Source organism: Curtobacterium sp. ME12, from assembly GCF_903970855.1.
GTDB lineage: Bacteria > Actinomycetota > Actinomycetes > Actinomycetales > Microbacteriaceae > Curtobacterium > Curtobacterium poinsettiae_A.
The window spans coordinates 1-26,832 of sequence record NZ_CAJCKD010000032.1; the positions used below are offsets into that span (position 1 = coordinate 1).

Sequence of the window (26,832 nt, forward strand, 5' to 3'; positions counted from 1 at the left end):
GCAGCGCCACCGCACCCATGAAGGCGTCGCCGCAGCCCGTGGTGTCCACGGGCTCGACCCGGACGGCGTCGATCGACACCGGCTCGGCACCCCCGTCGTGCACGACGCAGCCGGCACCGCCGCGGGTGACGATCGACCGGGCGACGCCGTGGTCACCGAGCGCCGCGGCCTCGTGCTCGTTCACCAGCAGGACGTCGGTCAGCTCGAGGAGCTCCGCCGGCACGGCACCGAACGGCGACAGGTTCGTGAGCACCGTGACCCCGGCGGCGCGCGCGACCCGTGCGGCGGCGAGGACGACGTCGATCGACACCTCGAGGCAGAGCCCCAGCACCGCGGCGCCGGCGAAGACGTCGGCCGGCACGTCGTCCGGCGTGAGCGTGCCGTTCGCCCCGGCGGAGATCACGATGGTGTTCTCGCCTGCGGCGTCGACCGTGATGACGGCGGTGCCGGTCGCGACGCCCTCCCGGATCGCGACGTGCGTCGTGTCGACACCCGCAGCCGCGACGGAGTCGCGGAGCAGCACACCGTTCCCGTCGTCGCCGACCGCACCGATCATGCGCACCGTGCCCCCGAGCCTCCCGGCAGCCACCGCCTGGTTGGCGGACTTGCCCCCGGGCAGGATCGCGAGGTCGGAGCCCTGCAGGGTCTCACCGGGCTGGGGGAAGCGCGCGGTGCGGACCACCAGGTCCGCGTTCAGCGACCCGACGACGACGATGCTCTCGGTCAACGGACGGTCTCCTTCTGCGGGGCGACGGACGCGGTCTCGGCGCCCTCCGGACGGGGGATGAGGAACGAGACGGCGAGTGCGACGGTCGTGATCGCAGCCCCGAGCAGCATGCCACCGGAGTACCCGGCGGTGCCCGCGGACCCGCCGACCCCGAGCGCGATCTGCAGTGCGGGCAGGACGGCGAAGCTGACCCCGGCGCCCAGGTTGAACGCACCGGCGTTCAGGCCGGGCAGGAACCCGGGGTTCGACTCCGGTGACAGCACGATGCCGAGGCCGTTCAGGATGATGTTCGCGATGCCGGCGTAGGTGACGCCGATCAGCACGGTCGCGGTGACCAGGACCGGCAGCGAGTGCACCCCGACGAGCGCCATCAGGACGGTCGAGACGATGCTGCCGATCAGGCCGACGCGCAGGACGGCGCGGTACCCGATGGTCGGGGCGAGGCGACCGGCGAAGGGTCCGACGATCCACCCGACCAGCGCGTACGGGGTGAGGAACACGAGCGAGGCCAGGTCGGGCTCCATCCCGAAGCCGGCGTCACCGTTCTGCGCGAGGCTCGTGACGAGTCCGTTGACCACGGCGAAGACGCCGGTCATGGTCAGGAACGTCGTCGTCAGCAGCGCCCAGGTGGCACGGCGCTTGAGGAACCGGGTCTCGACCAGCGGCTCCCGCACCCGCGACTCGACGGCCCAGAACACGGCGAAGGCGACGAGCGCGACGACGACGCCACCGACCACGAGCACCGGGTTCGCGGCGCCGATCTTGCCGGCCTCGTTGAACGCCGTGAGCAGCGCACCGACGCTCACCACGAGGGGCACGACGCCGACCCAGTCCATCCGGGTACCGGCGGAGGGCTTCGACTCGACACCCCAGACGGCGACGAGTGCCAGCGCGATCACGGTGACGACGGCGATGACCCAGAAGATCCCGCGGAACCCGAAGTTCGTCGCGATCCACCCGCCGGCCAGCGCGTCGACGCCCGCGATGCCACCGTTCACCGCGGTGAGCAGCCCGAGGGCGGCGCCGTAGCGCTTCGGGTCGCTGATCTCGTTGCGCAGGACGAGCAGACAGATCGGGACGACTGGACCGGTGACGCCCTGGATGATGCGACCGGCGAACAGCATCGGCACGTTCACCGCGAGCGCGGCGACGATGCTGCCGACCAGCATCACGGCGAGCATGCCGATCAGCACGCGCTTGCGGCCGACGATGTCGGACAACCGCGGCAGGAACAGCGAGAACAGCGCCGCGAGGGTGAAGTACAGGGTCTGCGACAGGCCGATGGTGGCGTCGTCCGTGTGCAGCTCGCGCGCCATCGTGACGAGGGCGGGGCTCAGCATGCTCGCGTTCAGCTGGAACGCGATGCACGCGGCGAGGAGTGCGGCGGTGAGGGCGCCGATCGACTTCTTCGTCGAGGTGGTGGTCATGGGGGTTCAGCGCTCCGGGGTCGTGGTGATGCCGGCTTCGACGGCGTCGGCGGCGGCACGTGGGGTCCAGCCGGTGTCGGCCGTCTCCCCGATGCGCTCGAGGGCGTCGACGACGAGATCCCAGAAGCGGCCATGGTCGAGCTCCATCGCGGCGCTCGTGCGGCAGTCCTCGGGTGCGGGGGCGCGGAAGTCGGCGACGGTCATACCGAGCGTCAGCGCGCCCTGGGTCTCGACGTGGATCGGGACCTTCACGGCACGGACGATCGTGGGGTCGATGACGTAGGCGACGGCGCAGGGGTCGTGGACCGGCGGGGCGTCGAAGTCCTGGGCGTCCTTGTAGGTCTGGCCGAAGAAGTCGAGCAGCTCGCCGACGAACGCGGCGGGGGCGGTGCCGACGCCGGCGATGCGCGCGGCGACCTCGGGGGTGGCCAGGGCCTGGTGCGTCAGGTCGAGGCCGACCATCACGACGTCCCAGCCGGCCTCGAACACGATGGCCGCGGCCTCGGGGTCGATGACGATGTTGAACTCGGCGACCGGGCTCCAGTTGCCGACGTGCACGCCGCCGCCCATGAGCACGACCTGCTTGACGCGTTCGACGATGCGGGGCTCCTTGCGGGCCGCGAGGGCGATGTTCGTCAGGCCGCCGGTCGGCACGAGGGTGACCGTGCCGGGCTCGTGCGCCATCACGGTGTCGATGATCAGGTCGACGGCGTGGCGCTCGTCGAGGTCGAACGACGGCTCGGGGAGCATCGGGCCGTCCAGGCCGCTCTCGCCGTGGATGTCCGGCGCGACCTCGATCTGGCGCAGCAGCGGGCGGGCGGCACCGGCAGCGAACGGCACCCCGGTGATGCCGGCGATGCGGGCGACGGCCAGGGCGTTGCGGGTGACCTTCGGCAGGGTCTGGTTGCCGACGACGGTGGTCACCGCGAGCAGGTCGATCGCCGGGCTGCCGTGGGCGAGCAGGAGCGCCACGGCGTCGTCGTGGCCGGGGTCGCAGTCGAGGATGATCTTCGCGGCGGGCTGGGTCGCATCGGGCACGCTGGGCGCTCCACTTCTTCGGGGAATCGAGGTGAGTGCTCGACGTGGTGGGGATCCACGAGCCGGCAGAGCGCTGGCGACATGGCGCGTCAAGCGTTTGACATCGAAACACGTCAAGCGCTTGACGTCAAGTTCGACCACCGCGCTCGCTAGCATCGACGAGTGCCCTCCCCCGCCGCCCCGAGCCGTCGTGTGACCGCTGCGATGGTGGCCGAGCGTGCGGGCACGAGCATCGCCACGGTCTCCCTCGTCGTGAACGGCAAGGACCGCGGGCGGGTCTCCGCCCCCATCGCAGCGCGGGTCCGCGACGCCGTGGAGGACCTCGGCTACGTCGTCGACCACGCTGCCAGCTCCCTGGCCCGTGGCAGCGGTGACCTCGTCGTGTTCATCGCCCCCGACCTGTCGAACCCGTTCTTCGCGGAGGTCATCCGTGGCGTCCGCGACACGTTGGGCGACCGGTTCCAGCTCGTGCTCTCCGTCACCGAGCGGGGCGCGCAGCCGGTCGCGGCCGACGTCCGGCGCTTCGAACGGCTGCGGCCGGCCGGCATCCTGGTCGATGCCCCCGCCGTCGACGAGCCAATGTCGGCGAGCGTCCCCGTGGTGCTGCTCGACGCTCCCGGAGGCCCCGAGGCCGTCAACTACGACCTCTCCACCGGTGTGCACGACCTCGTCGCCCACCTGCACGCCCAGGGGCACCGGCACGTGGGCTACCTCGACGGCACCTCGCGGGCGGCGACGTTCGGCGTGCGCCGCGAGCTGTTCGAGCAGGCCTGCGCGGACGCCGGCATCACGGTGTCCGAGGTCACCGCCCGTGCCGACCTGACCGTGGAGGCCGCGGCCTCGGCCACCGAGCACGTCATCGAGGCCTGGCAGGACGACGACGTCACCGCCGTCGTCGCGGCCGCGGACACCCTCGCCTACGGAGTGCTGCGGGTCGCCGGTGCGCTCGGCATCGCCGTCCCCGGTGCACTCGCGGTCGCGGGCTTCGACGACCTGCCGTCGTCGTCGGTCACCGCCCCGGCCCTGACGAGCGTGGCGCTGCCCGGCGCCGACCTCGGCCGGACTGCGGCGCTGCGGCTCCTGGCGATGCTCGACGGCACGGCCGCGGAGGCCGCAGCCCTGCCGACGCGGCTCGTGCCGCGCGCGAGCACCGGGGCGTAGCGCCACGCGCCGGCGCAGCCGGTCCAGTCCTGCACGCGGAAGCGACGCTGCTCCCCGAGGCGCTCACGTCATCTCCGCGGAAGCGACAGTGCGCCGCCGATGTTCCGCGGCAGTCTGTCGCTTTCGCGATGCGGGTGCCGCCGCACTCGGCCGCGGCGGTGGACGCACGCCACGACGGACGGGAGGCCCGGTGCCAGCTGGCCCCGAGCCTCCCGTCCGCGCACGGTACCGACCACACCGCCAAGGCGACAGATCTCGCGCGTCGCGCACGATGGCCGACGCGGAAGCGACAGATGTCCGCGGACGTTCCGCGCAGATCTGTCGCTTTCGCGAGGCGGGCTACTGCTGCGTGCGGTCCGCGGGCTCGACCGGCTGCGCGTGCTCCGCACGCGCCGCGCGCTGGGCGCGCTCGAGCTCGTCGGCCTCGTCGCCGCCGACGGCCTCGCCACGGGCGACCATGCCGGCCGTGTCGGACAGCGTGATCTGCGGCAGGAACAGGGCGAGCAGGAACGCGATGGCGATGAACGGCAGCAGGTACCAGAACACGGGCGCCAGGGAGTCGGCGTACGCGTTCACGATGCCGTCCTGCACCGCCTCGGGCAGCTTCGCAACCGTCGCGGGGTCGATGCTGCCCGCCGACGACGCCGCATCGGTCGCCGACCCACCGGCACCGCGGAACACGTCGGTCAGCGACGTCGTGAGCCGCGCGGTGAAGAGCGCTCCGAAGACGGCGGTGCCGAGGGAGGCGCCGACCTCGCGGAAGTAGTTGTTCGTCGACGTGGCGGTACCGACCTGCTCGGCGGGCACGGCGTTCTGCGCGACGAGGACGACCACCTGCATGATCAGGCCGAGCCCCGCACCGAAGACGAACAGGTACGCGCAGATCAGCCAGATCGGGGTGTCCGCCGCCAGCTGGGTCATCGCGAGCATCGCGATGGCCACCAGGACCGTGCCGACGATCGGGAACATCCGGTAGCGCCCGGTCTTGGTGATCAGGACACCCGAAGCGATCGAGGTGCCGATCAGGCCGGCCATCATCGGCAGCATCAGCAGGCCGGAGACCGCGGCCGAGGTGCCGGAGGCCATCTGCAGGAACGTCGGGACGAAGCCGATCGCGGCGAACATGCCGATGCCGAGCACGAGGCCGATGCCGGTGGCCAGCAGGAAGGTGCGGTTGCGGAAGAACGACAGCGGGAGCACCGGGTCCTGCGCACGGGACTCGACGAACACCAGGAGCGCTGCCGAGACGACGAGACCGGCGAACCAGGCCCAGGTCTCGGGGGCGTCCCAGCCGTGGTCCTTACTGCCGCCGAACTCCGAGAAGAACACCAGGCACGTGGTCGCGGCGGACATGAACAGCACGCCGAGGACGTCGATCCGCTTCGTCGCCTTCTTGTTCGGCAGGGTCAGCGCGAACCACGCCACGAAGAACGCCGCGATGCCGACCGGGATGTTGATGTAGAACGCCCAGTTCCAGGTGAGGTGGTCCACGAAGAACCCACCGAGCAGCGGGCCACCGATGGCGGACAGGCCGAAGATCGCACCGAGCGGGCCGAGGTACTTGCCGCGCTGCGAGGCCGGCACGATGTCCGCGATGATGGCCTGCGACAGGATCATCAGCCCACCGCCGCCGAGCCCCTGCATGGCGCGGAACGCCACGAGCTGCGTGAAGTCCGTGGCGAACGCGCAACCGGCCGACGCGATGGTGAACAGCGCGATCGCGATGAGGAACAGGTTGCGGCGCCCGAGGACGTCGCCGAACTTGCCGTAGACGGGCATCACGATGGTGGAGGCGAGCAGGTACCCCGTCGTCAGCCAGGCCTGGTGCGCGACGCCGCCGAGCTCGCCGACGATGGTGGGCATCGCGGTGGAGACGATGGTCTGGTCGAGGCTGGAGAGCAGCATCCCCGCGATCAGGGCGGAGAAGATGATCCAGATGCGACGCTGCGTGAGGAGCAGCGGGCCGTCGGAGCCTGGGCGGGCACGCTTGGTGGTGCCCGGCGCGGTGGCGCTCATGTGGTGTGTTCCCGTTCGGTCGTGGTGACCGCCCTGAGCAGGCGGAGGTTCTCGGTGAGCAGGGCGTCGAACGTCGGCCCGGTGGTCTCGTCGAAGGCGTCGTCGAAGTACGTCTCCGCCGTCACCTTCGCGAGCGCCGCGGCCGCCTCGGTCACCAGGCGCGCGCGACGGTCGGCCGGGTCGTCCCAGCCGAACCGGGTGCGGACCGCCGCGGTGATGCGGCCGAGCTGCGCGTCGGTGGCGGACAGGAACCGCGCGACGAGCGCGGGCTCCCGCTCGAAGACGCCGCGGACGAGGACCTCGTCCGCGCGGTCGATGCCGACGCGTCGCAGCTGATCGACCGCGAGCGCGACGATCGAGTCGAGCGGGTCGAGGTCGCCGGGGACGATCCCGCCGGCGGCGTAGGCGTCGATCGCCTCGAGGTCGGCGTTGAGCTCGATGCCGAGCACGGCGTCGTCCTTCGACCCGAAGTGGTTGAAGAACGTGCGGCGCGACACCCCGACGGTCTCGCAGAGCTGCTCGATGGTGAAGCCGTGCAGCCCGTGTTCGACCGTCGCCCGACGTGCCTCGACGATCATGCGTCGGCGCAGCGCGCGGGTGCGTTCGGTGGTGCTCACCGAGCAAGAATTGCACTCTCCCACCGAAAGTGCAATACGGGACGGGGTCGGGCTACAGGGCCTTCTCGAAGCAGAACGACCACGGCATGGTTGCCGCGTAGGGCTCGTAGACCGCGATCTGGTCCCAGCCGGTCTTGCGGTAGAGCGCCACGGCGTCGGGCTGCTTGTCGCCGGTCTGCAGGATGAGCCGCGGCGCGCCGAGTTCACGGCCGACGCGCTCGCACTCGTCGAGCAGCGCGGTGGCCGCGCCCTTGCCGCGTGCCGAGGCCAGCACGATGAGCCGCTTCAGTTCGACCTCGTCACCCAGACGCCGGACGGCGATGTGCCCGACCGGCTCACCGGACTCGTCCACGGCCAGGATCGACGTGACGACGGTCGACGGGTCGACGCTCAGCGCACGACCCCGCTCGGCGGTGACCGCCGGGTCCTCGCCGGCGTTCGCCGACCCGTAGCGTTCGTGCATCTCGTCGTCCATGCGGGCGCGGAGCACCACGCTGCGGGGGTCGTCCCAGGACACGCGTTCGATCGTGATCACGAACGTCGATCCTGGCACGGGCGACCGACGACGCGGAAACCGAGGCGCCCGTCGGGCGCGACCGGCATCGCCCGTCAGGCGCGACCGGCATCGCCCGTCAGGCGCGCTGACCGAGTGCCGCGATCGGGCCCTTGCCGGCGCGGAACGCCGCGAGCACGGCCGCCGCGTCGTCGTACACCTCGGCCGCTCCGGCACCGCGGAGCTCGTCACCGCCGATGCCGCCGGTCATCACGCCGACGCACCGGACCCCCACCTTGCCGGCGGACTCGACGTCCCACATGGCGTCCCCGACCATCACGGCGTCGTCGGCGGAGACCCCGGCCTTGTCGAGCGCGACCCGGATGATGCCGGGGTCCGGCTTCGCCTGCTCGACGTCCTCGGAGCTGGTCTCGGCGGTGACCCACTCACCCGCGTCGAGCAGGTCGCGCAGGCGGGCGAGTTCGTGCTCGGGCGCACTGGTCGCCAGGACCACGGCGTGCCCGGCCTCGGCGACGGCCTGCAGGAGTTCGCGCGCACCCGGCAACAGCCGGAGCCGTGGCATCTGCTCGGCGTAGTAGGCGGTGTGGAACTGCTTCGCGGTGTCGCGGGTCTCCTGGGACGCGTCCGGCAGCAGCGTCTCGAGCAGCTTCGCCGAGTCCATCCCGATCGCGCGGTGGATCCGCCAGGCGTCGACGGACTCCCCCGCCGCCAGGAACGCCCGCCACCATGCGTCGATGTGCGCGTAGTTCGAGTCGGCAAGGGTGCCGTCGATGTCGAAGAGGACTGCTGTGGTGGGTGCGTCGGCCATCCGTCCATGCTGCTCGGGAGGCCCGGATCGCCTCCCAGGGGCGTCCCGCGTCCGTCAGACGGTGATCGTCTCCCCCGCCGGCAGGATCAGGACGGGCACCGGCCCGAGACCGTCCGGGCCGAGGAAGCGCGCGGCGGACTGCTGGCCGAGCTCGCTCAGCATCGCCTCGTGGATCTGCACGGCCCGCTCCGGTGCCACGGCTCGCACGTAGTCGACGGCCTGGGCGGTGTTCGTCCACGGCCCGCTCGTCGGCAGGAGCAGGGTCGGCACCGGGACGCCGGGCTCGAGGTACGCGTCGCCCGGGTGGAACACGGCGTCGTCCACCAGGTAGCCGACGTTCGCCGTGGAGGGGATGTCGGGGTGGATGACCGCGTGCTGCTCGCCGAAGACCCGGACGGAGAACGGTCCGACGGTGATCGTGTCGCCGGCGTGCACCGCTGCGACCCGGCCGTGGTGTTCGCCGAGCTGCTCGACGACGGTCTCCGGACCGCGGATGACGAGGTCCGGGTTCGCGGCGAGCCCCGCACGGAGAGCGTCGATGTCGAAGTGGTCGGCGTGGTCGTGCGTGACGAGGACGCCCGCGGCTCCGCGGACGAGATCGACGGCCTCGGGCGTGAACACGCCGGGGTCGATGACGAGGGTGACGCCGTCCTGCTCGAGGACGACGGTGGCGTGGTTGTACTTCGTCAACTCCATGCGGACAACTGTACAGCCGTGTTGTACTTCTGTGGCTGCCCGGAAGGTGAGGGGTCGTTCAGTCGGCCCGACGTGCGACCCGCTCGAACAGTTCGGGCAGACGGCGCAGCAGCGCACGCTCCTCGGCGTCGGTCTCCTCGCGGATCGCGTCGGCCAGCCAGTCCGTGCGGGCGTCCATGTCACGCTGCAGCGCGGCCCGGCCGGCGTCCGTGATCCGGATGACCGACGCCCGGCGGTCGGTGTCCGACACCGTCCGGTCGACGTACCCGAGCTCGGCCAGTTCGCCGACCGTGCGGGACTGCCCCTGGTGCTTCACGCCTCGGCGGCGCGCGAGTTCCGCGATCGTCATCGAGCCCTCGCGGTGCAGGAACCCGAGGGTGGTGGTGTGTGTGGCCGGCAGCGCGTCCGCGTCGCGTCGTGCGGCACGCACGACCCGGCCGATGGACTGTCGGAGCTCCGCAGCGAGCTCGTCGATCGGGTCCATGCCCGGAACGCTACCGCTTCACGGACGGGAGGCACGGTGCCAGCTGGCACCGTGCCTCCCGTCCGCCATCGGGTCCCGCTCAGCTGCTGCGGACGTCGTCCGCCGCACCCTGCGCGTTGTCCTTGACGTCGGACGCGGCGCCCTGCGCCTCGTCCTTGACCGTCTGCGTGGCCTCCTGGGCGGTGCCCTTGAGGTCCTGCGCGTGCTCCGTCGCGACGTCGCCGAGCTGCGACCCGGCGTCCTTCGCCTGTTCCTTGAGCTCGTCGACGAGCGGCGCCGCCTTGTCCTTCAGCTCACCGGCGAGTTCTTCTTCCTTCTCGGTGGTCGGCAGGAGCGACGACACGAGCCAACCGGCACCGAACGCGATGAGGCCCACGGCCAGGGGGTTGCCCTTCGCCTTCTCGACGCCCTTCTGCGCGACGTCCTTCGCCTGGCCGGTCGCGCCCGAGGCGGACCCGGAGGCGCTCGAGCGAGCCGACTGGGCCGCGCCCATCACGGACTCACGGACGTCCTGGAACCGGCCCTTCACCTTCTCGCTCTGGCGGTGGGCGATGGACGACGGGCTGACCTTGTCGGCGAGTGCGTCGACGTCGGAGCCGAGTTCGCCGCGGGTGCGCTCGATGTCGGCGCGGATCTCGTCTGGGGTGCTCATGGCTTCCTCCCGGTGTTGGGCTTGAGTGTCTCGGGGACTTCCTTCACGGTCTCGACCGTCTGCGGGGCACCGGTGATCTGCTTGATCTCCTTGCGCCCGCGGACGGCCAGGATCGCGGCGACGATCGCGTAGACCACCGCGATGATCAGTGCGGACCAGGCGTTGCCGATCAAGTAGCCGAGGCCCCACCATGCGGCGATCGACAGGAACAGCAGCGCGAAGATCGCGGTCAGCCCGGCGCCGCCGAACATCCCGCCCGCCTTGCCGGCCTTCTTCGCGGAGTCGGTCAGCTCGGCCTTCGCCAGGGCGACCTCCTGCCGGAACAGGCTGGAGAGGTCGCGCGACACGTCGGACAGCAGCTCACCGAGCGGCGTGGTCGCAGCACGCTCCTCCGGGGTGGGTTCCCCCAGGGGCGTCGCGCCGGGGACGGACTGGCTCATACGCCGCTCCCGGTCCCGGTGGTGCCGTCGCCGGCCTCCTTCTCGTGCTTGATCTCGGTCGCGAGTGCCTTGGTCAGGCGCCCGGCCAGCAGTCCAGCACCCGCGGCGATCGCGATGAAGGTTCCGGGACGCTTGGCGGCGAAGGTCTTCACCTCGTCGAGCAGCGAGCCCGGGTCGCGGTTCTCGAGGAACCCGGCAGCCGAGGTCGCACGGCCGGACAGGTCACGGACGACCTTCGAGGCGACACCCTGCTCGTCGTCGTTCTCGGCCATGCGCCCGAGCTGCTCGCCGAGGGAGCGGAGCCCGCCGGCCGCACGCTGCTGCTGTTCACCGGCCTGCTGCTTGAGGTTCTCCGACGCCTGGCCGTAGAGCTGCTTGGCGTGGTCGGTCGCCTCGGAGGCGACCTTCGACGCCTGCTCCTTGGCGGTGCCCGCGACGTTCGCGGCCTTCTCCTTGGCGTCGCCGGCAACGTCCTGCGCGGCACCCTTGGCCGCGTCGGCCTTGCCGGAGCCGCTGCCATCGCCGCTGGAGCTACCGGCGCCGCCGGAGTCGCTGACGCTGCCGCCGGACGCGGCGGACGGGACGGCGGGGAGTTGCTCGTCGGCCGGGACGGCGTCGAGGGGTGCGTCGAACGGCACCTCGGCGGCGCTGTCGCCGTACGGGTCGTAGGTCTGCGGCGCACCGGGATCTGCGGGTCGCGCGGCGGGGGTACCGCTGGCGTACGACGGCACGGTCACGCCGGGGGCGACCTCGTGGCCCTCGGAGGCTGCGGTGCGGTCGTGGATGGGCGTCCCGGAGTCGTTCCCGGGTGGGTTCGTGGTCATGGTCGGCCTTCCGGTAGTCGTCACCCCCGGCGTGCACCGGGGTGTGTCGCCACCGAACGTGCGCGCTGCGCTCTGGGTCAGGACACAGGAATGCCGGGAAACGCGGTCCGGCAATCCGCACAGGCGACAGCCGGTTGGATCGACGGATGCCCCGTGTCTCGGTCGTGATCCCCGTGCGGGACGATGCCGTGCACCTGCGGCGGTGCCTCGCCGCCCTCGCGGCCCAGACCCGGCCGGCCGACGAGGTCGTCGTGGTCGACAACGGCAGCTCCGACGACAGCGCGTCGATCGCCCGGGACGCCGGGGCGGTCGTGCTCACGGAGCCGGTGCGCGGGATCGCCAGAGCCTCGGCGCGCGGCTACGACCGTGCGTCCGGCGACGTCGTCGTGCGGCTCGACGCCGACTCCGTCCCACCGCCGTCCTGGATCGCCGACGCGATCCGGCTGTTGGCAGACCCCGAGGTCGTCGCGGTCACCGGTCCGGGCCGACCCCGGGGCGGTGGCCCCGTGGTGCGACGACTGTGGGACGCCGTGTACATGGGCCCGTACTTCGTCCTGATGTGGAGCGCGCTCGGGCACCCGCCGTTGTTCGGGTCCGCGATGGCGATGCGCCGGTCGACCTGGGCCGCGATCGGCGGGCGAGCGCACCGTGACGACGCCGAGGTGCACGATGACGTCGACCTGAGCATGCAGCTCGACCCGGCGTGGCGGGTGGTGGCCGACCCCGTGCTCGCGGTGCAGGTGTCCGCGCGACCGTTGTCGGGCCTCCCGTCCGTCTGGGTGCGGACGCGACGTGCCTTCCACACGTTCCGTGTGAACGGCCGGCGGGCGAACCCGGTGCGCCGGTGGGCACGACGGCTGCGGTCGCGGTCGCGGCGGTGGTGGCGCAGCCGCTGACCGGCCGGGTCGGGGGACAACGAATCGGTGACGGTCCCTGCCACCGCGACCCCCGGTCGGTATGTTCGTGAGTGACAGTCACGACCTGACGCGACCGGATGAAGGGGAACCATGCGCCACACGATCACGTTCACTGCCCTGCTGGCTGCGGGCCTCGCGCTGAGCGGCTGCGCGCAGGCCGGACCGGCCGGACCGGCCGGACCGGCCAGCGCCACCGCGACCACCGCGGCCGACCCGACGACGGCACCGACCCCGACCGACACCACGACCGCGCCGAGCCCCGCCGACACCGGGGCCCCGAGCGACGACACCGTCACCGTCCCGGCCAGCTGCACCGACCTGATCACTCCCGGCAAGTGGGACGAGGAATTCGCATCGGCACCGCTCAACGACCCCTCGGTCGTCGGCGACCCGATCGCGATCCCGAAGAGCGCGTTCACCCCGGCGCTGCAGGGCGACGGCGGGCGGCTGTACTGCGTGTGGGCGGAACCGCAGGCCGACGTCTCGTACCTGTCCATCGCGGTCGACGCCGTCGACCCGGCCGCAGCCCGCGACGCACTCGACCAGCTCAGCGCGAAGGGCTACGACTGCGGCGACGGGTCCGACGGGTACCTGTGCCAGAAGGTCTCGAAGAACTCGCAGTACCCGGTCACGGACGGCGACACGTACTTCACGCGGGGCGACATCGGCATCCACGTCCAGCAGTCGAACGTCGAGACGACCGATCTGCTCGACGACGTCGTGGCGCACGTCTTCGCGGACTGACGCTGCAGGTCACCGGGCGGGTCGAGACCGCACGTGCGCTCGTTCGCCCTGCGGCCCGTACAGGCACAGCACCTCGGTGACGGAGTCGGTCACGTTGCCCATCCAGTGCGGGGTGTGGGTGTCGAACTCGGCGACCTCACCGGGACCGAGGTCGAGGTCGTGCTCACCCAGCACCAGCCGGAGCCGGCCGGACAGCACGTAGAGCCACTCGTAGCCCTCGTGTGTCTTGAGCGACGGTTCCCCGCCCGGCGTGTTCGGCGGGAACAGCTGCTTGAACGAGCGCACCCCACCCGTCCGCTCGGTCAGCGGCACGACCACACGGCCACCGTGCACCTCGGGCTTCATGTGCACGCGCGGGTCGCCGGTCTGCGGTGCGCCGACCAGGTCGTCGAGGGGCACCTGGTACGCCCGAGCGAGGGGCAGCAGCAGTTCCAGCGTGGGCTTCCGCTGGCCGGACTCGAGCCGCGACAGGGTGCTCACCGAGATCCCCGTCTCCTCGGACAGTGCCGCGAGCGTGACGTCGCGGTGGGCGCGCAGCGCGCGGAGTCGGGGGCCGACCCCGTCGACGACGTCGGCCGTCGTGCGCGGGGCGACCGGTCCCCGGGTGCGGTGTGCCATGCGGGACATGTTGCCACACCGGCAAACGTCGTTGCTGTTCCCTCGTGACCGGCCGCATGATCAGCGCATGTCCGAACACTTCGACGTCATCGTCATCGGCGGCTCGGCCGCCGGCCTCTCCGCCGCCCTGATCCTCGGCCGTTCGCGGCGCTCGGTGCTCGTCGTCGACTCCGGCGAGCCCCGCAACGCCCCGGCGGCCGGCGCGCACAACTACCTCGGCCACGAGGGCGTCGCGCCCGCCGAACTGATCCGCATCGGTCGCGACGAGGTCGCCGCCTACGGCGTCCAGGTCACGGCCGGGAGGGTCGTGGCCACGTCCACCACGACCGGTGACGGTCACGACCCGGTCGGCTTCTCGGTCACGCTGGACTCGGGCGCGGTCGTCACGGCCCGCAGACTGGTCGTCGCCTCCGGCGCCGTGGACGTCCTGCCCGAGGTCCCGGGCCTGGCCGAACAGTGGGGGCGCGGGGTCGTGCACTGCCCGTTCTGCCACGGGTGGGAGACCCGCGACCAGCGGATCGGGGTCCTCGTCACGACACCGAACGCCGCACACCACGCGCTCATGTTCCGGGCGCTGAGTGATCGGGTGACCGCGTTCCTGACCGATCCGGCGCTGATGGACGACACCGCTCTGGCTGGTTTGGCCGCCCGCGGCATCTCGGTCGTCGAGGGCCCGGTCGCCGAAGTGGTCTCCGACGGCGACCGGCTGACCGGGGTCCGACTCGGCGACGGTTCGTTCGTCGAGCTCGATGCCCTGGCCACGGCGAGCCGGCCCGAGGCGCGGGTGGGCTTCCTGTCCGGGCTGGGCCTCGCCGCGACCAGTTCATGGGCGACCACCGGTTCGCGACCGCGCTGACCGTGGACGCCGCCGGGCAGACCGTCGCTCGTGGGGTCTACGCTGCCGGCAACGTGACGGCCCCGATGGCGACGGTCATCGCGTCGGCGGCTGCCGGTACCCAGACGGGCGCGGCGGTGCACGGCGACCTGGTGCAGGCGGACCTGGCGGCGGCGCTGGACGGGGCTGGCGTCGGCTCTGGTGCTGGCGCGGGCGCCGGTCAGCCGACGCGGTAGCCGGCCTGCGCGGCCAGCAGCGGCGCGAGCGTGTACAGCTGGTCCGCGCCGATCGTGGCCCCGCGGAACCCCTCGAGCCGCTCGACCCGATCGAGGTCCGCTCCGCGCAGGTCCACGTGGTCGATGCGGGTGTTCGACCCCTCGGCGGCGCGGAGGCTGCTGCCGTCGAACGACACCCGCAGCAGCTTCGCGTCGGCGATGTCGAGCTCGTCGATGACGCAGTCGCGGAACACCACGTCGGTGATCGTCGAGCCGCGCAGGTTCACGAACCCGAACTTCATGCCGACGAACTCGACGCCGTTCAGCCCGGAGTCGTACAGCTCCGCCGAGCCGACCCGGCCGCCGGCGACCCGGACCTCGCGCCACGAACTACTCGACGCCCGCAGGATCGGGGCGTCGAGCGAGTCGACGATCGAGTCACGGACCCGGAGCCCACGGAAGTCCGCGTCGTCGCCCCGGAACGTGTCGATGACGCACTCCTCGATCTCCAGGTCGGGCAGTCGCTCGCCCGCCAGGTCGAGGACGTCGATGCGCTTGCCCTCGATGCGGTCCCCCGTCAGGACGTCACCGGGAGCTGGCGCCCAGTCCTCGAGGTTCGTCGGTTCGGTCAGGGTGATGCGCGGGGCGTCGGTGCCGGAGGAGCGTGCCATGCCCCCAGTCTGGCGGTGACCGCCGACCCCGCGGCTCACGACCGTGGTCGGGTGAGGACACTGTCCAGCCGGTAGTCCTTCGCCGGACCGCGCGCTTCCCACCGCACCGTCCAACGGTCTTCGTCGCCGTCGAAGGCCCCCGTGTAGTCGTCCGGAGCGCAGGCGTGGGCGACGCTCGTGCCCCACACCCAGTCGTGGAAGACCCGACCGTCGGAGAAGTGCACGGTCCAGCCGCCGGTACTCGTCCGCCGCAGGACGAGGGTCCGGGACACGGGCGTCGTCCGGCCGTCGAACGTCATCACGCCGGACTCGTCCCAGCGCACCTCGTCGTCACCGACCCGGGTCAAGGTGGTGGTCCCGGTGACGGTCCCCGCGGCCCCGGCACGGTGGTCGTGCACGGTGCGGTCGAGGTCCCACACCCCGAGCAGGTCCGTGGGTAGGAGCACCCGCCCACTCTACGTCCGAGTCAGTGAACCCCGCGGGGTGGCGGGTTCACGTCGTCCTCGTGCTGGACACTCCTGGGGATCAGTGCCCGGAGCCCCACGGCGGCGGCACCGCCGACCGAGGCCGCGAGGATGCCGAGCGCGATGCCGCCGGTCGAACCCTGGCCGTAGTTGGACCACGGCAGACCGGCTGTCCACTGCACCGCCGGTCCGACCACAAGCAGGGTGCCCGTCGGCACCACCACGACGACGAACTTCCATGCGCTGCTCCACTCGGGTCGCAACAGGGTGATCGCTCCCGTCAATGCCGCGATCGACGCCGCCCCGTAGACCCAGGACGAGCCGGACAGGCGCCAACCGTCGAACGCGAGCCAGTCCTGGACACCCTGCACGGTTCGCTCCCACGCGTGCGCCCGCTCCGTGCGCCCGGAGACGATGGGCAGCGGCCACCCGATGACGGCGAGTACGCCGGTCACCGCAGAGACGACGCCCAGGACCCGCGGCCAGAAGCGCGGTCCGACAGCGGGCTCGACGTCGAAGTCGGGGATGCTCAACCGCGCAGGGCCTCCGCCCGCGCGGCTCGGCGCTCGTCGTCGGTGATGACGCCGCGGGCGTGCAGCTCGTCGAGTTCGAGGAGCCGCTGCTCCGGCGAGCCCCGACGGGCACCGTGGGGACGCCTGCTGCGGACGACCGCGATGCACACGGCGACGATGACCGCGACGACGATGAGCACCATCAGCAGGGTCCAGACGAGGTCGTAGACCGGCGGGATCAGGGGATTGCGTACTTCTTCGGAGGCGATCATCATCCGCGCAGGGCCTCGGCTCGGGCGCTGCGGTGCTCCTCGTCGGAGATCACGCCGCGCGCGTGCAGGTCGTCGAGCTCGGCGAGGCGCTGTTCGAGCGGCTTGGCCGGTGCGAACGTGCGGCTCTGCATCGCCTGGTACGCGATGTCCTCCTGCATGGTGAGCGGGTTCTGACCACGGTCGGCCATCCGCTTGCCCCGGTAGAGCGCGAGGATGACGATCGTCAGGGTCGTGAGGATCGCCAACGCCGCGACGACCCCGAACGCGATGCCGAACCAACCGTCGAACAGGTCGGGCATCCCCGACTCCCCCGGACCCTCGAGCTCACTGAACGCGGACCAACTGAGCACCATCGCACTCCCCCTTCTCACAACGACGAGCGAAGCGTAGCGCGAGACGGAGAACACGAACGGGCGTTCCTTCCCAGAACGCCCGCGATGGAATGTGGAAACGGGCGTACCTGGTCAGAACTTCCGACCCGGTACGCCCGAAACAACCCGGTACGCCCGAAACAACCCGGTACGCCCGAGAGCACCCGGTACACCCAGAGCGTCCCCGCAACCCCGGCCAGCCCGCTCAGCCGCGCAGCGGCCCCGACCCCGGGACGTTCGCACCGTCCGCGAACCCGGCCACGAGTGCACGCAACGCTTCTTCGGAGGTGTGTCGGGCCTCCCATCCGAGCACCGACCGGGCGCGGTCGGTCCGCATGATCGGCACGCCCGCCGCGATGTCGATCCACCCGGCGTCCGTCGGCTGCAACCGCAGCCGCCACGTCACCGTCACGATCCCGCGCAGCAGGCGCAGCGGGATCCGCACGGCACCGAGCATGCCGAAGGCCCGGGCCAGTCGCGGCGGGTTGAGCACGGGCGACGCGGCGATGTTGAACGCTCCAGCTGCCCGTCGGTCGACCGCACGCCAGAAGGCGTCGGCGACGTCGTCGGCGTGCACGGCCTGGAACACGAACGGGTACGGCAGCGGCAGCACGAGCCAGCGGATCCACCGCACGATCGACATCGGCACCAGGTGTCCGAGGAACAGCCCACGGATCTCGGCGGCGGCCTCCCGCTGGAAGATCAGCCCCGGGCGCAGCCGGGTGACGGTCACGGAGGGGTGGGCGGTCTCGAACGCGTCCATCGCCGCCTCGTTGGCGGCTTTGTGGATCGAGTAGGTCGCCGTCGGGATGCCGTCGGCGGGCCAGGTCTCGTCCACCGGGGTGTGCTTGCCGGCGACGTCCACCCCGCGGTAGGCACCCACCGACGACGAGACGACGATCTGGGGCACCTCGGCGCGCGCGACGGCCGCCAGGACGTTCGCCGTCCCCGTCACGTTCGTGCGGTGCTGCGCGGGGATGTCGTGCGTCGGCTGGAGCGCCCACGCCAGGTGGATGACGGCGTCGGCGCCCTGGAACACGGCCGTGAGCTGGTCGACGGCGTCCGCGTCGCCGACGTCCACGGCGTGCCAGACGGCGGCGGCGTACGGTTCCGCGCGCAGGTCCGGCAGCCGCCGCGCGACGCCGACTATCTGGACACCGGGGGCGGCGCCAGCGGCGGCGGCACCGTCGGCAGCGTCACCGTCGCCGTCGGCGCGCACGGCCGCGAGCCGACGGAGCACCGCCGTCCCCACGTTGCCGGTCGCGCCGACGACGACGACACGCATCAGGCTGCGGCCATCGCGGGGTCGAGCACGACCTTGACGCAGTCGTCCTGCTTCTTCTGGAAGACCTCGTACATGTGCGGGGCATCCTCGAGCGACACGCGGTGCGTGGTCAGGTCGAGCGTGCCGAGCGGGTCCGACGGGTCGGAGACGAGCGGCATGATGTCGTCGATCCAGCGCTTCACGTTGCACTGGCCCTCGCGGATCGTGATCTGCTTGTCGAACAGCGTCATCATCGGCATCGGGTCGGCCATGCCGCCGTAGACACCGCTCAGCGAGACGGTGCCGCCACGACGGACCAGGTCGATGGCCGCGTGCACGGCCGCCAGGCGGTCGACGCCGGCGGTCTCGATCGCCTTCTGCGCGAGCTTGTCGGGCAGCAGGCCGGCGGCGCGCTGCGCGAAGCCCGCCATCGGGTTGCCGTGGGCCTCCATGCCGACGGCGTCGACGACCCCGTCGGGGCCGCGGCCGTCGGTCAGGTCGACGAGCTCGGGCACCAGGTCCTTCGTCAGGTCGAACACCTCGGCGCCGTGCTTCGCCCCCAGGTCACGGCGGACCTGCTCGGGGTCGACGGCGAGCACGCGGTAGCCGAGGTGCTTGCCGATCCGGGCGGCGAACTGGCCGACCGGGCCGAGGCCGAGCACGGCGAGCGTGCCGCCCTCGGGCACCTGGGCGTACTGCACGGCCTGCCACGCGGTCGGCAGGATGTCGCTCAGGAACAGCCAGCGGTCGTCGGGGGTGCCGTCGTCCGGCACGACGATGGGGCCGTAGTCGGCGTGCGGCACGCGCAGGTACTCTGCCTGGCCACCGGGGACCTGGCCGTACATCTTCGTGTAGCCGAACAGCGAGGCACCGGTGCCGTACTCGGTCACCTGGGTGGTCTCGCACTGCGACTGCAGGCCGTGCTGGCACATCCAGCAGTGGCCGCAGGAGATGTTGAAGGGGATGACGACACGGTCGCCGACCTTCAGGTTCGTGACGCCGGATCCGACCTCTTCCACGATGCCCATCGGCTCGTGGCCGAGGACGTCGCCGCGGTCGATGTACGGGCCGAGCACGCGGTACAGGTGCAGGTCGGAGCCGCAGATCGCCGTGGAGGTGATCCGCACGATCGCGTCGGTCGGCTCCTGGATGGTCGGGTCGGGGACGGTCTCGACGGACACCTTCTCGGTGCCCTGGTAGGTCAGTGCGCGCACGTTGCGTTCCTCTCGTGGTCGCTTCGAGCCTGCCTGGAGGCACGACTCGCGTTCCCCTCCTCGGTACGCGCCCGCCCCGTGGACGCTCCCAGCCCCGCGTCCCCCTCGCACGTCGGCGCGCGGGGCCGGCGGACCCCGATCAGCCCCGCAGCCGGTCGCGCTCCCCCGGCGGGAGGTGCTCGGTCGCCGTCCGGCGGGCCGCCGGGCTGAGGAACCGGCCGCTCTGCTCGAGGAACGCCACGAGCGCCGCCTCGGACGCCCGCTTCCCCGTCTCGCGCAGGACCAGCCCGAGCGCCGACTGGACCGTCTCGCTGCGCTCCCGGACCAGACGGCCGGCGATCCCGAGCGGCACCTCGGCGTCGCCCTGCTTCGCGAACGCCAGGGTCGCCACGACCGCGATCCGCCGGACCATCGCCAGGTCGGACTTCGCCAGCGCGAACAACGGGCCGGTCGACGCGCCCAGCAACGGGGCGCCGACGAGTTCCTCGGCCGCCAGGTCGACGAGCACCGGATCTCCGAACCGTTCGGCCTTCGCCGCCGACAGGTACTCGTCGGTGAGCTCCGGATCCGGGTGCGCCCGCATCGCCTGCACGAGCAGCAGGACGGCGACGAGCTTCGCGCCGTCGTCCTCGCTCCACAGCAGCGCCGAACGCTCTCCTTCGTCGAGGTCGTGGAACTGCCGCGCGACCCTGCGGGCTGCGGCGACGTCACCGGTGGTCCGGGCGAACGCCGTCAGCACGGCTTCCGCGTCGCGCCCTGCCGGGAGGCCCGTCACGCGACCTCACCGCCGCTCGCGTCGTCCTGGGGTGCCCTCCGACGCCCACGGCTGAGCACGATGACCGCGACGACCACCAGGAACGCCGCGAACAGCCACGTACCGACCTGCGGGTCGACCAGGCGCGCCAGCACGGCACCACCCGGCGAGCAGACCGCGGCGGTGATGCCGACCGTCAGCCCCACCCGCAGGTCGACCGCGCGGCGCCGCAGGTTCGCGACCGTCCCGGACACCGACGTCGGCACCATCGTCAGGAGCGACGTGCCCTTCGCCAGCAGGTCTCCGGCGCCGAGCACGACCTCGAGCCCCGGAACGATGACGACCCCGCCGCCGACCCCGACGAGCCCGGACAGCACCCCCGACAGCAGCCCGAGCAGCAGCAGGACGATCGCCTCGACGACCCCGAAGTGCACCTCGCCGCCGCGGGTCGGCACCGTCGTGAACAACGACACCAGCACGACGGCGATGAACCCGACGAAGATCCACGGCAGCACGCGGAGCGGCAGGGCACGGAGCAGCCGGGCACCGAGCGGGGCGCCGATGACGCTGCCGACCGCCAGGGTCAGGGCGGCGAGCCAGTGCACCTCGCCCTGCACGGCGTAGGTGACCGCGCCGACGACGGCCGCGGGCGCGATCGCGACGAGCGAGGTGGCCGAGGCCCGACGCTGGTCCATCCGCGCGAAGGCCATGAGCGCCGGCACCACGATGACCCCACCGCCGACACCGAACAGCCCAGACAGCACGCCCGCCAGCATCCCGATCGCCACCAACACGAGCACCGTTCCGCCGCGCTTCCTCATCCCGCCCAGGCTATCCGCGGCGCGGGCGTGCTCTCGCACGGTGCGAGGTCACCCGCGTTTGGTGAGCACGAATGGTCGGGTGCCCGAAGGCGACCCGACCATTCCTGCTCACGAAGCGAACGACGAACCCCACGCCCCGCCCGCCCCCGCGTCAGCGGAAGTGCATGTTCTTCAGCGGGTCGACGAGGGTGCCGTTCCGCCGCGTCTCGACGTGCACGTGCGGCCCCGTCGACTGTCCGGTGTTGCCGGACTTCGCGATCTCGGTGCCGAGCTTCACGATCTGCCCCTGCTTCACCTCGATCTTGCTGAGGTGCGCCGTCAGCACCGCAGTCATGCCGTACGTCACGACGATGTAGTTGCCGTACGCGGCGTCGTTCGCGATGGTCTTGGTGACCGTCCCCGTCCCGGAGCCGTACACGGGTGTCCCCACCGGCACGGGAGCGTCGGTGCCCTGGTGGTAGCGCGGCACGTGCCCGGCGCCGCGGTCGTCGCCGTACCGTCCGGTGATCTTCGTGCCGTTGACGGGCCAGGCCAGGCCGGTGACCGGTCGGCTCGACCAGACCCGGGTGTCCTTCGCGCCGTAGAGCACGACGTTGCCGTCGACCTGGACGAGCAGGTTGCCCGACCCGGCGGTGCTGGTGCGCGAGCTCCAGAGCGCGACCTTCTTGCGCGACGCGTCTCGCGTCCAGATGACGAAGTTGCCCTTGGCCTGCAGCTCGGCCCAGGCGCCCGGGTGTCCGCCGGTGCGCGACTGCCAGACGACGCGACCGCTGACCTTCTGCACCAGGTTGCCGTCGGTGCGCATGTTGAGGATGCGCGTGTTCGAGGTGTCGGACCGCAGGACGGTCCCACCCAGGATGGTGTTCCCCGACGGGACCCGGTCCTGGTAGCCGTTCCAGCTCACGACGACGGTCTTGCCGGCGAGCAGCGCCATCGTGCCGTCGGCGCGCACCTTCAGCGCGGTCGAGTTCACGGTGCCGGCCGAGGCCCAGCGGGCCACACGCTTGCCGTTCTTCGTGATGTCGAGGGCGCGGTTCTTGCCGACCACGGCGATCGCGCCGGAGTTGCCGGCGGTGTTCGACGCCCACAGCACACGGTTGCCGATGCCGTACTCGACCAGGTTGCCGTCGCCCTGCATGATGAGCTTGAACTGGCCGTTCGGCGACGTGACCTGGTCGCCTGGTAGGAGCTTGGTGCCGGCCGGTGCCGACCCGACCCAGACCGCAGAGGCCGCTGCCGGTTCGGCTGTCGCCACGAGCGCCCCCGCCGCCAGGGCCAGGGCCGTCACGGCGCCGGCGATGCGTGGGAGTCGGCGCGCACGTGCGACGGTCGACGGAGTGGTGGTCATGGATCCCCTGCCCTGGAACCGACCGTGCGAGCGCTCGGTCGTTCGGCGCTCGCCCTGCACGAGTCGCCGAACGATGTTCGCTTTTCTGCGCGGGGTGCACAACCCCTTGGACTGGGGGTGTACAGCGCGGCAGCGATCGCCGCGGGACAGGATGGGACCATGTCGACGCCGAACCCCGCCTTCGTCCCGCCCGCAGCACAGACCACCCGCCCGGACCTGCAGGGCACGTTCGGCATGGCTGCCTCGACGCACTGGATCGCGACGGCGACCGCCCAGTCGGTGCTCGAGCGCGGCGGCAACGCCTTCGACGCCGCCGTCGCCGGCGCCTTCGTCCTGCAGGTCGTGGAGCCCCACCTGAACGGCCCCGGGGGTGACCTGACGGCCGTGTTCGCGACGGCCACGAACCCCGTGCCGACGGTACTGGTCGGGCAGGGCCCCGCCCCCGAGGGCGCGACTCCGGAGCACTACCGCGCCGAGGGCCTCGACCTGGTCCCCGGCTCCGGCGCGCTGGCCGCGACCGTCCCCGGCGCGGTCGACGCCTGGCTGCTCCTGCTCCGCGACCACGGCACCTGGGAGCTGGCCGACGTCCTCGCCCCCGCGATCGGGTACGCCCGTGACGGCCACCCGGTCGCACCTGCGGTGGTCCGGACGATCACCGCAGTGCGCGAGCTGTTCGAGCAGCACTGGCCCACCTCCGCCGCGCAGTGGCTGCCGGGAGGCACGGTGCCGGTCCCCGGGGACCTGGTGCGCAACGAGGCACTCGCCGCAGTGCTCGACCGGCTGGTCGACGCCGGTGCCGGTGCCGGCAGCCGGACCGGCCGCATCGACGCGGCCCGGTCCGAGTGGGCGGAGGGGTCCGTCGCCGACGCGATCGACCGCTTCGTCCGCGAACCGCACCGGCACGCGTCGGGCACCGACCACGCCGGGGTCATCCGGTCATCGGACCTGGCGGCGTTCCGGGCGTCGTACGAACCCGCGACGACCGCCGAGTTCCGCGGCTGCACGATCGCCAAGACCGGGCCGTGGGGCCAGGGTCCGGCGCTGCTCCAGACGCTACGGCTGCTCGAACCGCTCGACGACGCCCTGCTCGACCCGTCGACCGAGCTCGGCGCGCACACGATCATCGAGGCGCAGAAGCTCGCACTCGCCGACCGCGAGGCGTTCTACGGCGACGGCGAGGTCCCGATGGACGTCCTGCTCTCCGACGCCTACGCCGACGAGCGCCGTGTGCTGATCGGCGAGCGCGCTTCGGCGGAGCTCCGACCCGGCACGGTCGCCTGGGTCGAACACGCGATGCCACCCGTCCGGACCTCGTACGACTCCGCCGGGTCGGTCGGGGTGGGCGAACCCACCGTGCAGGTCGCCCGCGACGCCGAAGCCGACACCGAGGTCCCGCCGGCGGCTCCGCTCGAGGACCGCGGCGAGCCGTTCGTGACCCCGGACGGCGAGACCCGCGGTGACACCTGCCACATCGACGTCGTGGACCGCTGGGGCAACATCGTCAGCGCGACCCCGTCCGGTGGGTGGCTGCAGTCGTCACCGACGATCCCGGAGCTCGGGTTCTGCCTCGGCACGCGCCTGCAGATGACGTGGCTCGAACCGGACACCGCGTCGACACTGCGGCCCGGCGAGCGCCCCCGCACCACGCTGACCCCGACCCTGGTGCTCCGCGACGGGCACCCGGTGGCTGCGCTCGGTTCCCCCGGCGGTGACCAGCAGGACCAGTGGCAGCTGCTGTTCCTGCTGCGGTGGATCGTCGGCGGGTACTCCCCGCAGCAGGCCATCGACGCGCCCGCGCTGCACACGACGTCGTTCCCCGGGTCGTTCTGGCCGCGCACGTGGGAGCCCGCGGGCCTGGTCGTCGAGGACCGCCTGGGCGACGAGGTCATCGCGGCACTCGAGGCCCGCGGACACGTCGTGACCCGCGGCGGTGACTGGAGCCTCGGCCGGCTGTCGTGCGTCACCCGCGACCCGGACACCGGTGTCCTCGGCGCTGCCGCGAACCCCCGCGGCGCGCAGGGCTACGCCGCGGGACGCTGAGACCCGTCGCCCGTTCCTTCCCAGAACACCCGCACTGGAAAGTGGGATCGGGCATACCTGGTCAGAACTTCCGACCAGGTACGCCCGATCCGACCAGGTACGCCGCGCCTCAGAGCGTCGGGACGACCACCGCGCGGCCCGAGAGCTCCCCAGCCTCGAGCTTCCGGTACGCCTCGAGCGCGTCGGAGAGCGCGTACCGCTCGACGTCGGGGACGATCTGCCCGGCGCGGTACATCGCGACGACCTCGTGCAGGTCCTCGATGGTGCCCCAGTAGGTGTTCGTGATCGTCGACTCGTACGGCGTCGCGAAGAAGTTCCACTCGGTGGTGCCGCCGGCGATCCCGACGACGGTGAACCGGCCGCCGACCGCCATCGAGGCCTGCGCGACCGTGATCGTGGGGGTGGCACCGACGAAGTCGAAGGCCGCGTCCACGCCGCGTCCGCCGGTGATCTCGCGGATGCGCTCGGCCTGGTCCGGGCCGCCGGGGACGGTGATCGCGCCGCGGGCGGCGGCGCGGTCCATCGCGTCCTGCTTCATGTCGGTCGCGATGACCGTGGCGCCGGTGAGCGCCGTGAGGATCTGCACCGCGATCTGCCCGAGGCCGCCCAGGCCGACGACGAGCGCGAAGCGACCGCCACCAGCCAGGTTCGGCAGGGAGTTCTTGATCGCGTGGTACGGCGTGAGCGCGGCGTCGCTGAGCGGTGCGGCGGCGATCGGGTCGGCGTCACCGAGCGGCACGAGGTTCCGCGCCGGGACGGTCACGTACTCCGCCATGCCGCCGTCACGCCCGAGACCGATGCCCATGTACGGGTTCGTCGCCGCGTTCTCGCAGTAGGTGTCCTGACCCTTCGAGCAGTACGAGCAGTGCCCGCAGCCGACCGGCCCGTAGACCAGGTAGGCGTCGCCCTCGGTGAAGCCCGTGACCCCGTCACCGACGGCCTCGACCCATCCGGAGTTCTCGTGGCCGAGCACGAACGCGGGGGCCTGGGCTCCCGGCTGCCCCTGCTGGAACTCGCGGTACACGGCGACGTCGGAGTGGCAGGCACCGGCCCCGGCGACCTTGAGCAGGACCTCACCCGGCCCGGGTGCGGGCTTCGGGACCTCGGTCAGGGACGGGAAGGTCTGGTACTGCTCGAACACGACGGCGCGCATGGGTTCTCCTTTGATCGCCCTTCACGCTACACCTGTCGTCGAAGACGACATGTGTCGCCCATTCGCCTCGAGGCCACGCCGCCCGGCGAACGACCCGCGGTCGAACCGAGCGCCACCGGGACGCGACGACCGTGCCACCATCACCGTCACCACGAGCCATCCGATCGGCCCCGTGAACACGAGGAGCAGGATCCACAGGCCGGTGTGGTCCCGGTCGTGCAGTCGCCGCACGAGCAGCGACCACCGGGGCACGGTGGTCAGGATCGTCGGGACGAGCAGCACCAGGTCCCACGCGTCCGGCCAGACCTCCCGGTCGCCGGCTCCCCAGCCGAACCACCCGTCCTGACCACGGTCGAGCAGGTGGAACGAGACCCGCGGCGACGGGACGGCTCCGAACGGGTCGACGTACAGCTCCCACCGGCCACCGGTCCCGTGCACACCGACGATCAAGAGCGCAGCCCCGACCAGCGCGAGCTCGAGCGCGATCACCCACCAGAACTCCGAGCGACTCGCCCGCCCGTGGAACCGCCATCCCTGGGTCCAGAACCGGAGCCAGGCGACCACCGGGTTCGTCACGTCGGCCGGGCCCTGCTCGAGCACGGACTCGCGGAAGCCTGTCACGTCGTGTCCCCCATGTGCCAGATCGTAGGGCAGACCTGCGTCTTCGCCGTGAGCGGGTTGCGAGAACGATCGTTCTCCGATTGACTCAGGAGCGGTGGTCCCGTTCGGGACCGCTCCCCCACACGAAAGGAGCGGGCATGCCCACTCGCACCGCACGCACCGCCTGGAACGGCGGCCTCGACGACGGTTCCGGCCAGGTCGAACTCTCGAGCTCGAAGGTCGGCACGTACGACGTCTCGTTCCCGAAGCGCGCCGCCGAGGACGCCGGGGGCACCACGAGCCCCGAGGAGCTCATCGCCGCCGCACACTCGGCCTGCTACGCCATGCAGTTCTCCGCCGTCCTCGGCGAGGCCGGCGGCACGGTCGAGGCCCTCGACGTCAAGGCCGACGTCTCGCTCGGCCCGGACCCGGCGGGCGGCTTCCGCCTCACCGGCATCGTCCTGACCGTCAGCGGCGAGGTCTCCGGCATCGACGAGGCCGCGTTCCTCAAGGCCGCCGAGGACGCCAAGGCGACCTGCCCCGTGAGCAAGGCGCTGACCGGCGTCGAGATCACCCTGCACGCGACCTTCGAGCAGTAAGCGCAGACCGCAGGAG

Annotated in this window: 32 protein-coding genes; 7 read left to right on the top strand and 25 right to left on the bottom strand. The window is 72.0% G+C overall.

Annotation, left to right across the window (positions count from 1 at the left end):
- The 3 genes from H7A73_RS14070 to H7A73_RS14080 form a co-directional block, all read right to left on the bottom strand.
- Positions 1–727, bottom strand: a 727-nt coding sequence (locus H7A73_RS14070) for a ribokinase (RefSeq protein ID WP_182066538.1), incomplete at its 3' end; no start/stop codon positions are given.
- Positions 724–2,154: an MFS transporter gene (locus tag H7A73_RS14075; RefSeq protein ID WP_182066539.1), complete on the bottom strand. Its 1,431-nt coding sequence runs from the start codon at positions 2,152–2,154 to the stop codon at positions 724–726. The genes H7A73_RS14075 and H7A73_RS14070, both read right to left, overlap by 4 nt.
- 6 nt (positions 2,155–2,160) lie before the next feature.
- Positions 2,161–3,192 (bottom strand): nucleoside hydrolase, encoded by a 1,032-nt coding sequence (locus H7A73_RS14080; protein ID WP_182066540.1) that lies wholly within the window; start codon positions 3,190–3,192, stop codon positions 2,161–2,163.
- A 162-nt stretch (positions 3,193–3,354) separates the two neighbouring features.
- Here H7A73_RS14080 and H7A73_RS14085 point away from each other — a divergent pair, with 162 nt between their 5' ends.
- Positions 3,355–4,353, top strand: coding sequence for a LacI family DNA-binding transcriptional regulator (locus tag H7A73_RS14085; RefSeq protein WP_259362911.1), 999 nt, complete (start codon positions 3,355–3,357; stop codon positions 4,351–4,353).
- A gap of 339 nt (positions 4,354–4,692) precedes the next feature.
- On the opposite strand, the gene H7A73_RS14090 is transcribed toward H7A73_RS14085, so the two are convergent.
- The 9 genes from H7A73_RS14090 to H7A73_RS14130 form a co-directional block, all read right to left on the bottom strand.
- Positions 4,693–6,369 carry an MDR family MFS transporter gene (locus H7A73_RS14090; RefSeq protein ID WP_182066541.1) on the bottom strand — a complete coding sequence of 559 codons (1,677 nt, stop codon included), beginning with the start codon at positions 6,367–6,369 and terminating at the stop codon, positions 4,693–4,695.
- Complete coding sequence (locus H7A73_RS14095) at positions 6,366–6,986, bottom strand: TetR/AcrR family transcriptional regulator (RefSeq protein ID WP_259362912.1); 621 nt, start codon at positions 6,984–6,986, stop codon at positions 6,366–6,368. The genes H7A73_RS14090 and H7A73_RS14095 overlap by 4 nt, the downstream gene beginning before the upstream one ends.
- 52 nt (positions 6,987–7,038) lie before the next feature.
- Positions 7,039–7,521, bottom strand: coding sequence for a GNAT family N-acetyltransferase (locus H7A73_RS14100; RefSeq protein ID WP_182066542.1), 483 nt, complete (start codon positions 7,519–7,521; stop codon positions 7,039–7,041).
- A 97-nt stretch (positions 7,522–7,618) separates the two neighbouring features.
- On the bottom strand, positions 7,619–8,308 hold the full coding sequence (locus H7A73_RS14105) for an HAD family hydrolase (RefSeq protein ID WP_182066543.1): 690 nt from the start codon (positions 8,306–8,308) through the stop codon (positions 7,619–7,621).
- A 54-nt stretch (positions 8,309–8,362) separates the two neighbouring features.
- The gene (locus tag H7A73_RS14110) at positions 8,363–9,004 is read right to left on the bottom strand and encodes an MBL fold metallo-hydrolase (RefSeq protein WP_182066544.1); all 642 of its coding nucleotides are present in this window, start codon (positions 9,002–9,004) and stop codon (positions 8,363–8,365) included.
- Between the two features lie 58 nt (positions 9,005–9,062).
- Positions 9,063–9,488, bottom strand: a complete 426-nt coding sequence (locus tag H7A73_RS14115; protein ID WP_182066545.1) for a MarR family winged helix-turn-helix transcriptional regulator — start codon at positions 9,486–9,488, stop codon at positions 9,063–9,065.
- A gap of 79 nt (positions 9,489–9,567) precedes the next feature.
- A complete protein-coding gene (locus H7A73_RS14120; RefSeq protein WP_182066546.1) occupies positions 9,568–10,140 on the bottom strand; it encodes a DUF3618 domain-containing protein in 573 nt (190 codons plus the stop codon).
- A complete protein-coding gene (locus tag H7A73_RS14125) occupies positions 10,137–10,580 on the bottom strand; it encodes a phage holin family protein (RefSeq protein WP_182066547.1) in 444 nt (147 codons plus the stop codon). Before H7A73_RS14125 ends, H7A73_RS14120 begins: the two co-directional genes overlap by 4 nt.
- Positions 10,577–11,404 carry a hypothetical protein gene (locus H7A73_RS14130; RefSeq protein WP_182066548.1) on the bottom strand — a complete coding sequence of 276 codons (828 nt, stop codon included), beginning with the start codon at positions 11,402–11,404 and terminating at the stop codon, positions 10,577–10,579. The genes H7A73_RS14125 and H7A73_RS14130 overlap by 4 nt, the downstream gene beginning before the upstream one ends.
- Positions 11,405–11,550: 146 nt before the next feature.
- Between H7A73_RS14130 and H7A73_RS14135 the strand changes: the two genes are divergently transcribed.
- A complete protein-coding gene (locus H7A73_RS14135; protein ID WP_182066549.1) occupies positions 11,551–12,300 on the top strand; it encodes a glycosyltransferase in 750 nt (249 codons plus the stop codon).
- A 111-nt stretch (positions 12,301–12,411) separates the two neighbouring features.
- Positions 12,412–13,065, top strand: coding sequence for a hypothetical protein (locus H7A73_RS14140; RefSeq protein WP_182066550.1), 654 nt, complete (start codon positions 12,412–12,414; stop codon positions 13,063–13,065).
- A gap of 9 nt (positions 13,066–13,074) precedes the next feature.
- Here H7A73_RS14140 and H7A73_RS14145 read toward each other — a convergent pair whose 3' ends face one another.
- Positions 13,075–13,683, bottom strand: coding sequence for a helix-turn-helix domain-containing protein (locus H7A73_RS14145; protein ID WP_182066551.1), 609 nt, complete (start codon positions 13,681–13,683; stop codon positions 13,075–13,077).
- A gap of 67 nt (positions 13,684–13,750) precedes the next feature.
- Between H7A73_RS14145 and H7A73_RS14150 the strand changes: the two genes are divergently transcribed.
- A complete protein-coding gene (locus H7A73_RS14150) occupies positions 13,751–14,539 on the top strand; it encodes an NAD(P)/FAD-dependent oxidoreductase (RefSeq protein ID WP_259362913.1) in 789 nt (262 codons plus the stop codon).
- Positions 14,509–14,754, top strand: coding sequence for a hypothetical protein (locus H7A73_RS18140; protein WP_259362915.1), 246 nt, complete (start codon positions 14,509–14,511; stop codon positions 14,752–14,754). Before H7A73_RS14150 ends, H7A73_RS18140 begins: the two co-directional genes overlap by 31 nt.
- On the opposite strand, the gene H7A73_RS14155 is transcribed toward H7A73_RS18140, so the two are convergent.
- The 10 genes from H7A73_RS14155 to H7A73_RS18210 form a co-directional block, all read right to left on the bottom strand.
- Positions 14,739–15,404: a pentapeptide repeat-containing protein gene (locus H7A73_RS14155; protein ID WP_182066552.1), complete on the bottom strand. Its 666-nt coding sequence runs from the start codon at positions 15,402–15,404 to the stop codon at positions 14,739–14,741. The genes H7A73_RS18140 and H7A73_RS14155 overlap by 16 nt on opposite strands.
- Before the next feature lie 35 nt (positions 15,405–15,439).
- A complete protein-coding gene (locus tag H7A73_RS14160; RefSeq protein WP_182066553.1) occupies positions 15,440–15,850 on the bottom strand; it encodes a DUF6314 family protein in 411 nt (136 codons plus the stop codon).
- 20 nt (positions 15,851–15,870) lie between these two features.
- Positions 15,871–16,401: a hypothetical protein gene (locus H7A73_RS14165; RefSeq protein ID WP_182066554.1), complete on the bottom strand. Its 531-nt coding sequence runs from the start codon at positions 16,399–16,401 to the stop codon at positions 15,871–15,873.
- The gene (locus H7A73_RS14170; RefSeq protein WP_182066555.1) at positions 16,398–16,655 is read right to left on the bottom strand and encodes a hypothetical protein; all 258 of its coding nucleotides are present in this window, start codon (positions 16,653–16,655) and stop codon (positions 16,398–16,400) included. The genes H7A73_RS14165 and H7A73_RS14170 overlap by 4 nt, the downstream gene beginning before the upstream one ends.
- Positions 16,652–17,005: an SHOCT domain-containing protein gene (locus tag H7A73_RS14175; protein WP_182066556.1), complete on the bottom strand. Its 354-nt coding sequence runs from the start codon at positions 17,003–17,005 to the stop codon at positions 16,652–16,654. The genes H7A73_RS14170 and H7A73_RS14175 overlap by 4 nt, the downstream gene beginning before the upstream one ends.
- A 223-nt stretch (positions 17,006–17,228) precedes the next feature.
- The gene (locus H7A73_RS14180; RefSeq protein WP_182066557.1) at positions 17,229–18,308 is read right to left on the bottom strand and encodes an NAD-dependent epimerase/dehydratase family protein; all 1,080 of its coding nucleotides are present in this window, start codon (positions 18,306–18,308) and stop codon (positions 17,229–17,231) included.
- Entirely contained in the window at positions 18,308–19,501 is a 1,194-nt protein-coding gene (locus tag H7A73_RS14185; RefSeq protein WP_071404842.1) for a zinc-dependent alcohol dehydrogenase, read from the bottom strand. The genes H7A73_RS14180 and H7A73_RS14185 overlap by 1 nt, the downstream gene beginning before the upstream one ends.
- Before the next feature lie 139 nt (positions 19,502–19,640).
- Positions 19,641–20,276 (bottom strand): DNA alkylation repair protein, encoded by a 636-nt coding sequence (locus H7A73_RS14190; RefSeq protein ID WP_182066558.1) that lies wholly within the window; start codon positions 20,274–20,276, stop codon positions 19,641–19,643.
- Complete coding sequence (locus H7A73_RS14195; protein WP_182066559.1) at positions 20,273–21,076, bottom strand: sulfite exporter TauE/SafE family protein; 804 nt, start codon at positions 21,074–21,076, stop codon at positions 20,273–20,275. The genes H7A73_RS14190 and H7A73_RS14195 overlap by 4 nt, the downstream gene beginning before the upstream one ends.
- Positions 21,077–21,227: 151 nt before the next feature.
- Positions 21,228–22,424, bottom strand: coding sequence for a peptidoglycan DD-metalloendopeptidase family protein (locus H7A73_RS18210; protein ID WP_182066560.1), 1,197 nt, complete (start codon positions 22,422–22,424; stop codon positions 21,228–21,230).
- Positions 22,425–22,583: 159 nt separating this feature from the next.
- Between H7A73_RS18210 and H7A73_RS14205 the strand changes: the two genes are divergently transcribed.
- Positions 22,584–24,464: a gamma-glutamyltransferase gene (locus H7A73_RS14205; RefSeq protein WP_182066561.1), complete on the top strand. Its 1,881-nt coding sequence runs from the start codon at positions 22,584–22,586 to the stop codon at positions 24,462–24,464.
- A 109-nt stretch (positions 24,465–24,573) separates the two neighbouring features.
- Here the strand turns inward: H7A73_RS14205 and H7A73_RS14210 are convergent, their stop codons facing one another.
- Positions 24,574–25,617 carry an NAD(P)-dependent alcohol dehydrogenase gene (locus H7A73_RS14210; RefSeq protein WP_182066562.1) on the bottom strand — a complete coding sequence of 348 codons (1,044 nt, stop codon included), beginning with the start codon at positions 25,615–25,617 and terminating at the stop codon, positions 24,574–24,576.
- Positions 25,618–25,638: 21 nt separating this feature from the next.
- Positions 25,639–26,238, bottom strand: coding sequence for a DUF805 domain-containing protein (locus H7A73_RS14215; protein WP_182066563.1), 600 nt, complete (start codon positions 26,236–26,238; stop codon positions 25,639–25,641).
- Positions 26,239–26,375: 137 nt separating this feature from the next.
- Between H7A73_RS14215 and H7A73_RS14220 the strand changes: the two genes are divergently transcribed.
- Positions 26,376–26,816: an OsmC family peroxiredoxin gene (locus tag H7A73_RS14220; RefSeq protein WP_182066564.1), complete on the top strand. Its 441-nt coding sequence runs from the start codon at positions 26,376–26,378 to the stop codon at positions 26,814–26,816.
- Positions 26,817–26,832 lie beyond the last annotated feature (16 nt).

Excerpts from the sequence above, each read along its gene's own strand:
- H7A73_RS14075 (WP_182066539.1), bottom strand. The coding sequence starts at position 2,154 with ATGACCACCACCTCGACGAAGAAGTCGATCGGCGCCCTCACCGCCGCA.
- H7A73_RS14090 (WP_182066541.1), bottom strand. The coding sequence starts at position 6,369 with ATGAGCGCCACCGCGCCGGGCACCACCAAGCGTGCCCGCCCAGGCTCC.
- H7A73_RS14105 (WP_182066543.1), bottom strand. The coding sequence starts at position 8,308 with ATGGCCGACGCACCCACCACAGCAGTCCTCTTCGACATCGACGGCACC.
- H7A73_RS14110 (WP_182066544.1), bottom strand. The coding sequence starts at position 9,004 with ATGGAGTTGACGAAGTACAACCACGCCACCGTCGTCCTCGAGCAGGAC.
- H7A73_RS14115 (WP_182066545.1), bottom strand. The coding sequence starts at position 9,488 with ATGGACCCGATCGACGAGCTCGCTGCGGAGCTCCGACAGTCCATCGGC.
- H7A73_RS14120 (WP_182066546.1), bottom strand. The coding sequence starts at position 10,140 with ATGAGCACCCCAGACGAGATCCGCGCCGACATCGAGCGCACCCGCGGC.
- H7A73_RS14125 (WP_182066547.1), bottom strand. The coding sequence starts at position 10,580 with ATGAGCCAGTCCGTCCCCGGCGCGACGCCCCTGGGGGAACCCACCCCG.
- H7A73_RS14130 (WP_182066548.1), bottom strand. The coding sequence starts at position 11,404 with ATGACCACGAACCCACCCGGGAACGACTCCGGGACGCCCATCCACGAC.
- H7A73_RS14135 (WP_182066549.1), top strand. The coding sequence starts at position 11,551 with ATGCCCCGTGTCTCGGTCGTGATCCCCGTGCGGGACGATGCCGTGCAC.
- H7A73_RS14140 (WP_182066550.1), top strand. The coding sequence starts at position 12,412 with ATGCGCCACACGATCACGTTCACTGCCCTGCTGGCTGCGGGCCTCGCG.
- H7A73_RS14145 (WP_182066551.1), bottom strand. The coding sequence starts at position 13,683 with ATGGCACACCGCACCCGGGGACCGGTCGCCCCGCGCACGACGGCCGAC.
- H7A73_RS14150 (WP_259362913.1), top strand. The coding sequence starts at position 13,751 with ATGTCCGAACACTTCGACGTCATCGTCATCGGCGGCTCGGCCGCCGGC.
- H7A73_RS18140 (WP_259362915.1), top strand. The coding sequence starts at position 14,509 with ATGGGCGACCACCGGTTCGCGACCGCGCTGACCGTGGACGCCGCCGGG.
- H7A73_RS14155 (WP_182066552.1), bottom strand. The coding sequence starts at position 15,404 with ATGGCACGCTCCTCCGGCACCGACGCCCCGCGCATCACCCTGACCGAA.
- H7A73_RS14170 (WP_182066555.1), bottom strand. The coding sequence starts at position 16,655 with ATGATGATCGCCTCCGAAGAAGTACGCAATCCCCTGATCCCGCCGGTC.
- H7A73_RS14175 (WP_182066556.1), bottom strand. The coding sequence starts at position 17,005 with ATGGTGCTCAGTTGGTCCGCGTTCAGTGAGCTCGAGGGTCCGGGGGAG.
- H7A73_RS14180 (WP_182066557.1), bottom strand. The coding sequence starts at position 18,308 with ATGCGTGTCGTCGTCGTCGGCGCGACCGGCAACGTGGGGACGGCGGTG.
- H7A73_RS14195 (WP_182066559.1), bottom strand. The coding sequence starts at position 21,076 with ATGAGGAAGCGCGGCGGAACGGTGCTCGTGTTGGTGGCGATCGGGATG.
- H7A73_RS18210 (WP_182066560.1), bottom strand. The coding sequence starts at position 22,424 with ATGACCACCACTCCGTCGACCGTCGCACGTGCGCGCCGACTCCCACGC.
- H7A73_RS14205 (WP_182066561.1), top strand. The coding sequence starts at position 22,584 with ATGTCGACGCCGAACCCCGCCTTCGTCCCGCCCGCAGCACAGACCACC.
- H7A73_RS14210 (WP_182066562.1), bottom strand. The coding sequence starts at position 25,617 with ATGCGCGCCGTCGTGTTCGAGCAGTACCAGACCTTCCCGTCCCTGACC.
- H7A73_RS14220 (WP_182066564.1), top strand. The coding sequence starts at position 26,376 with ATGCCCACTCGCACCGCACGCACCGCCTGGAACGGCGGCCTCGACGAC.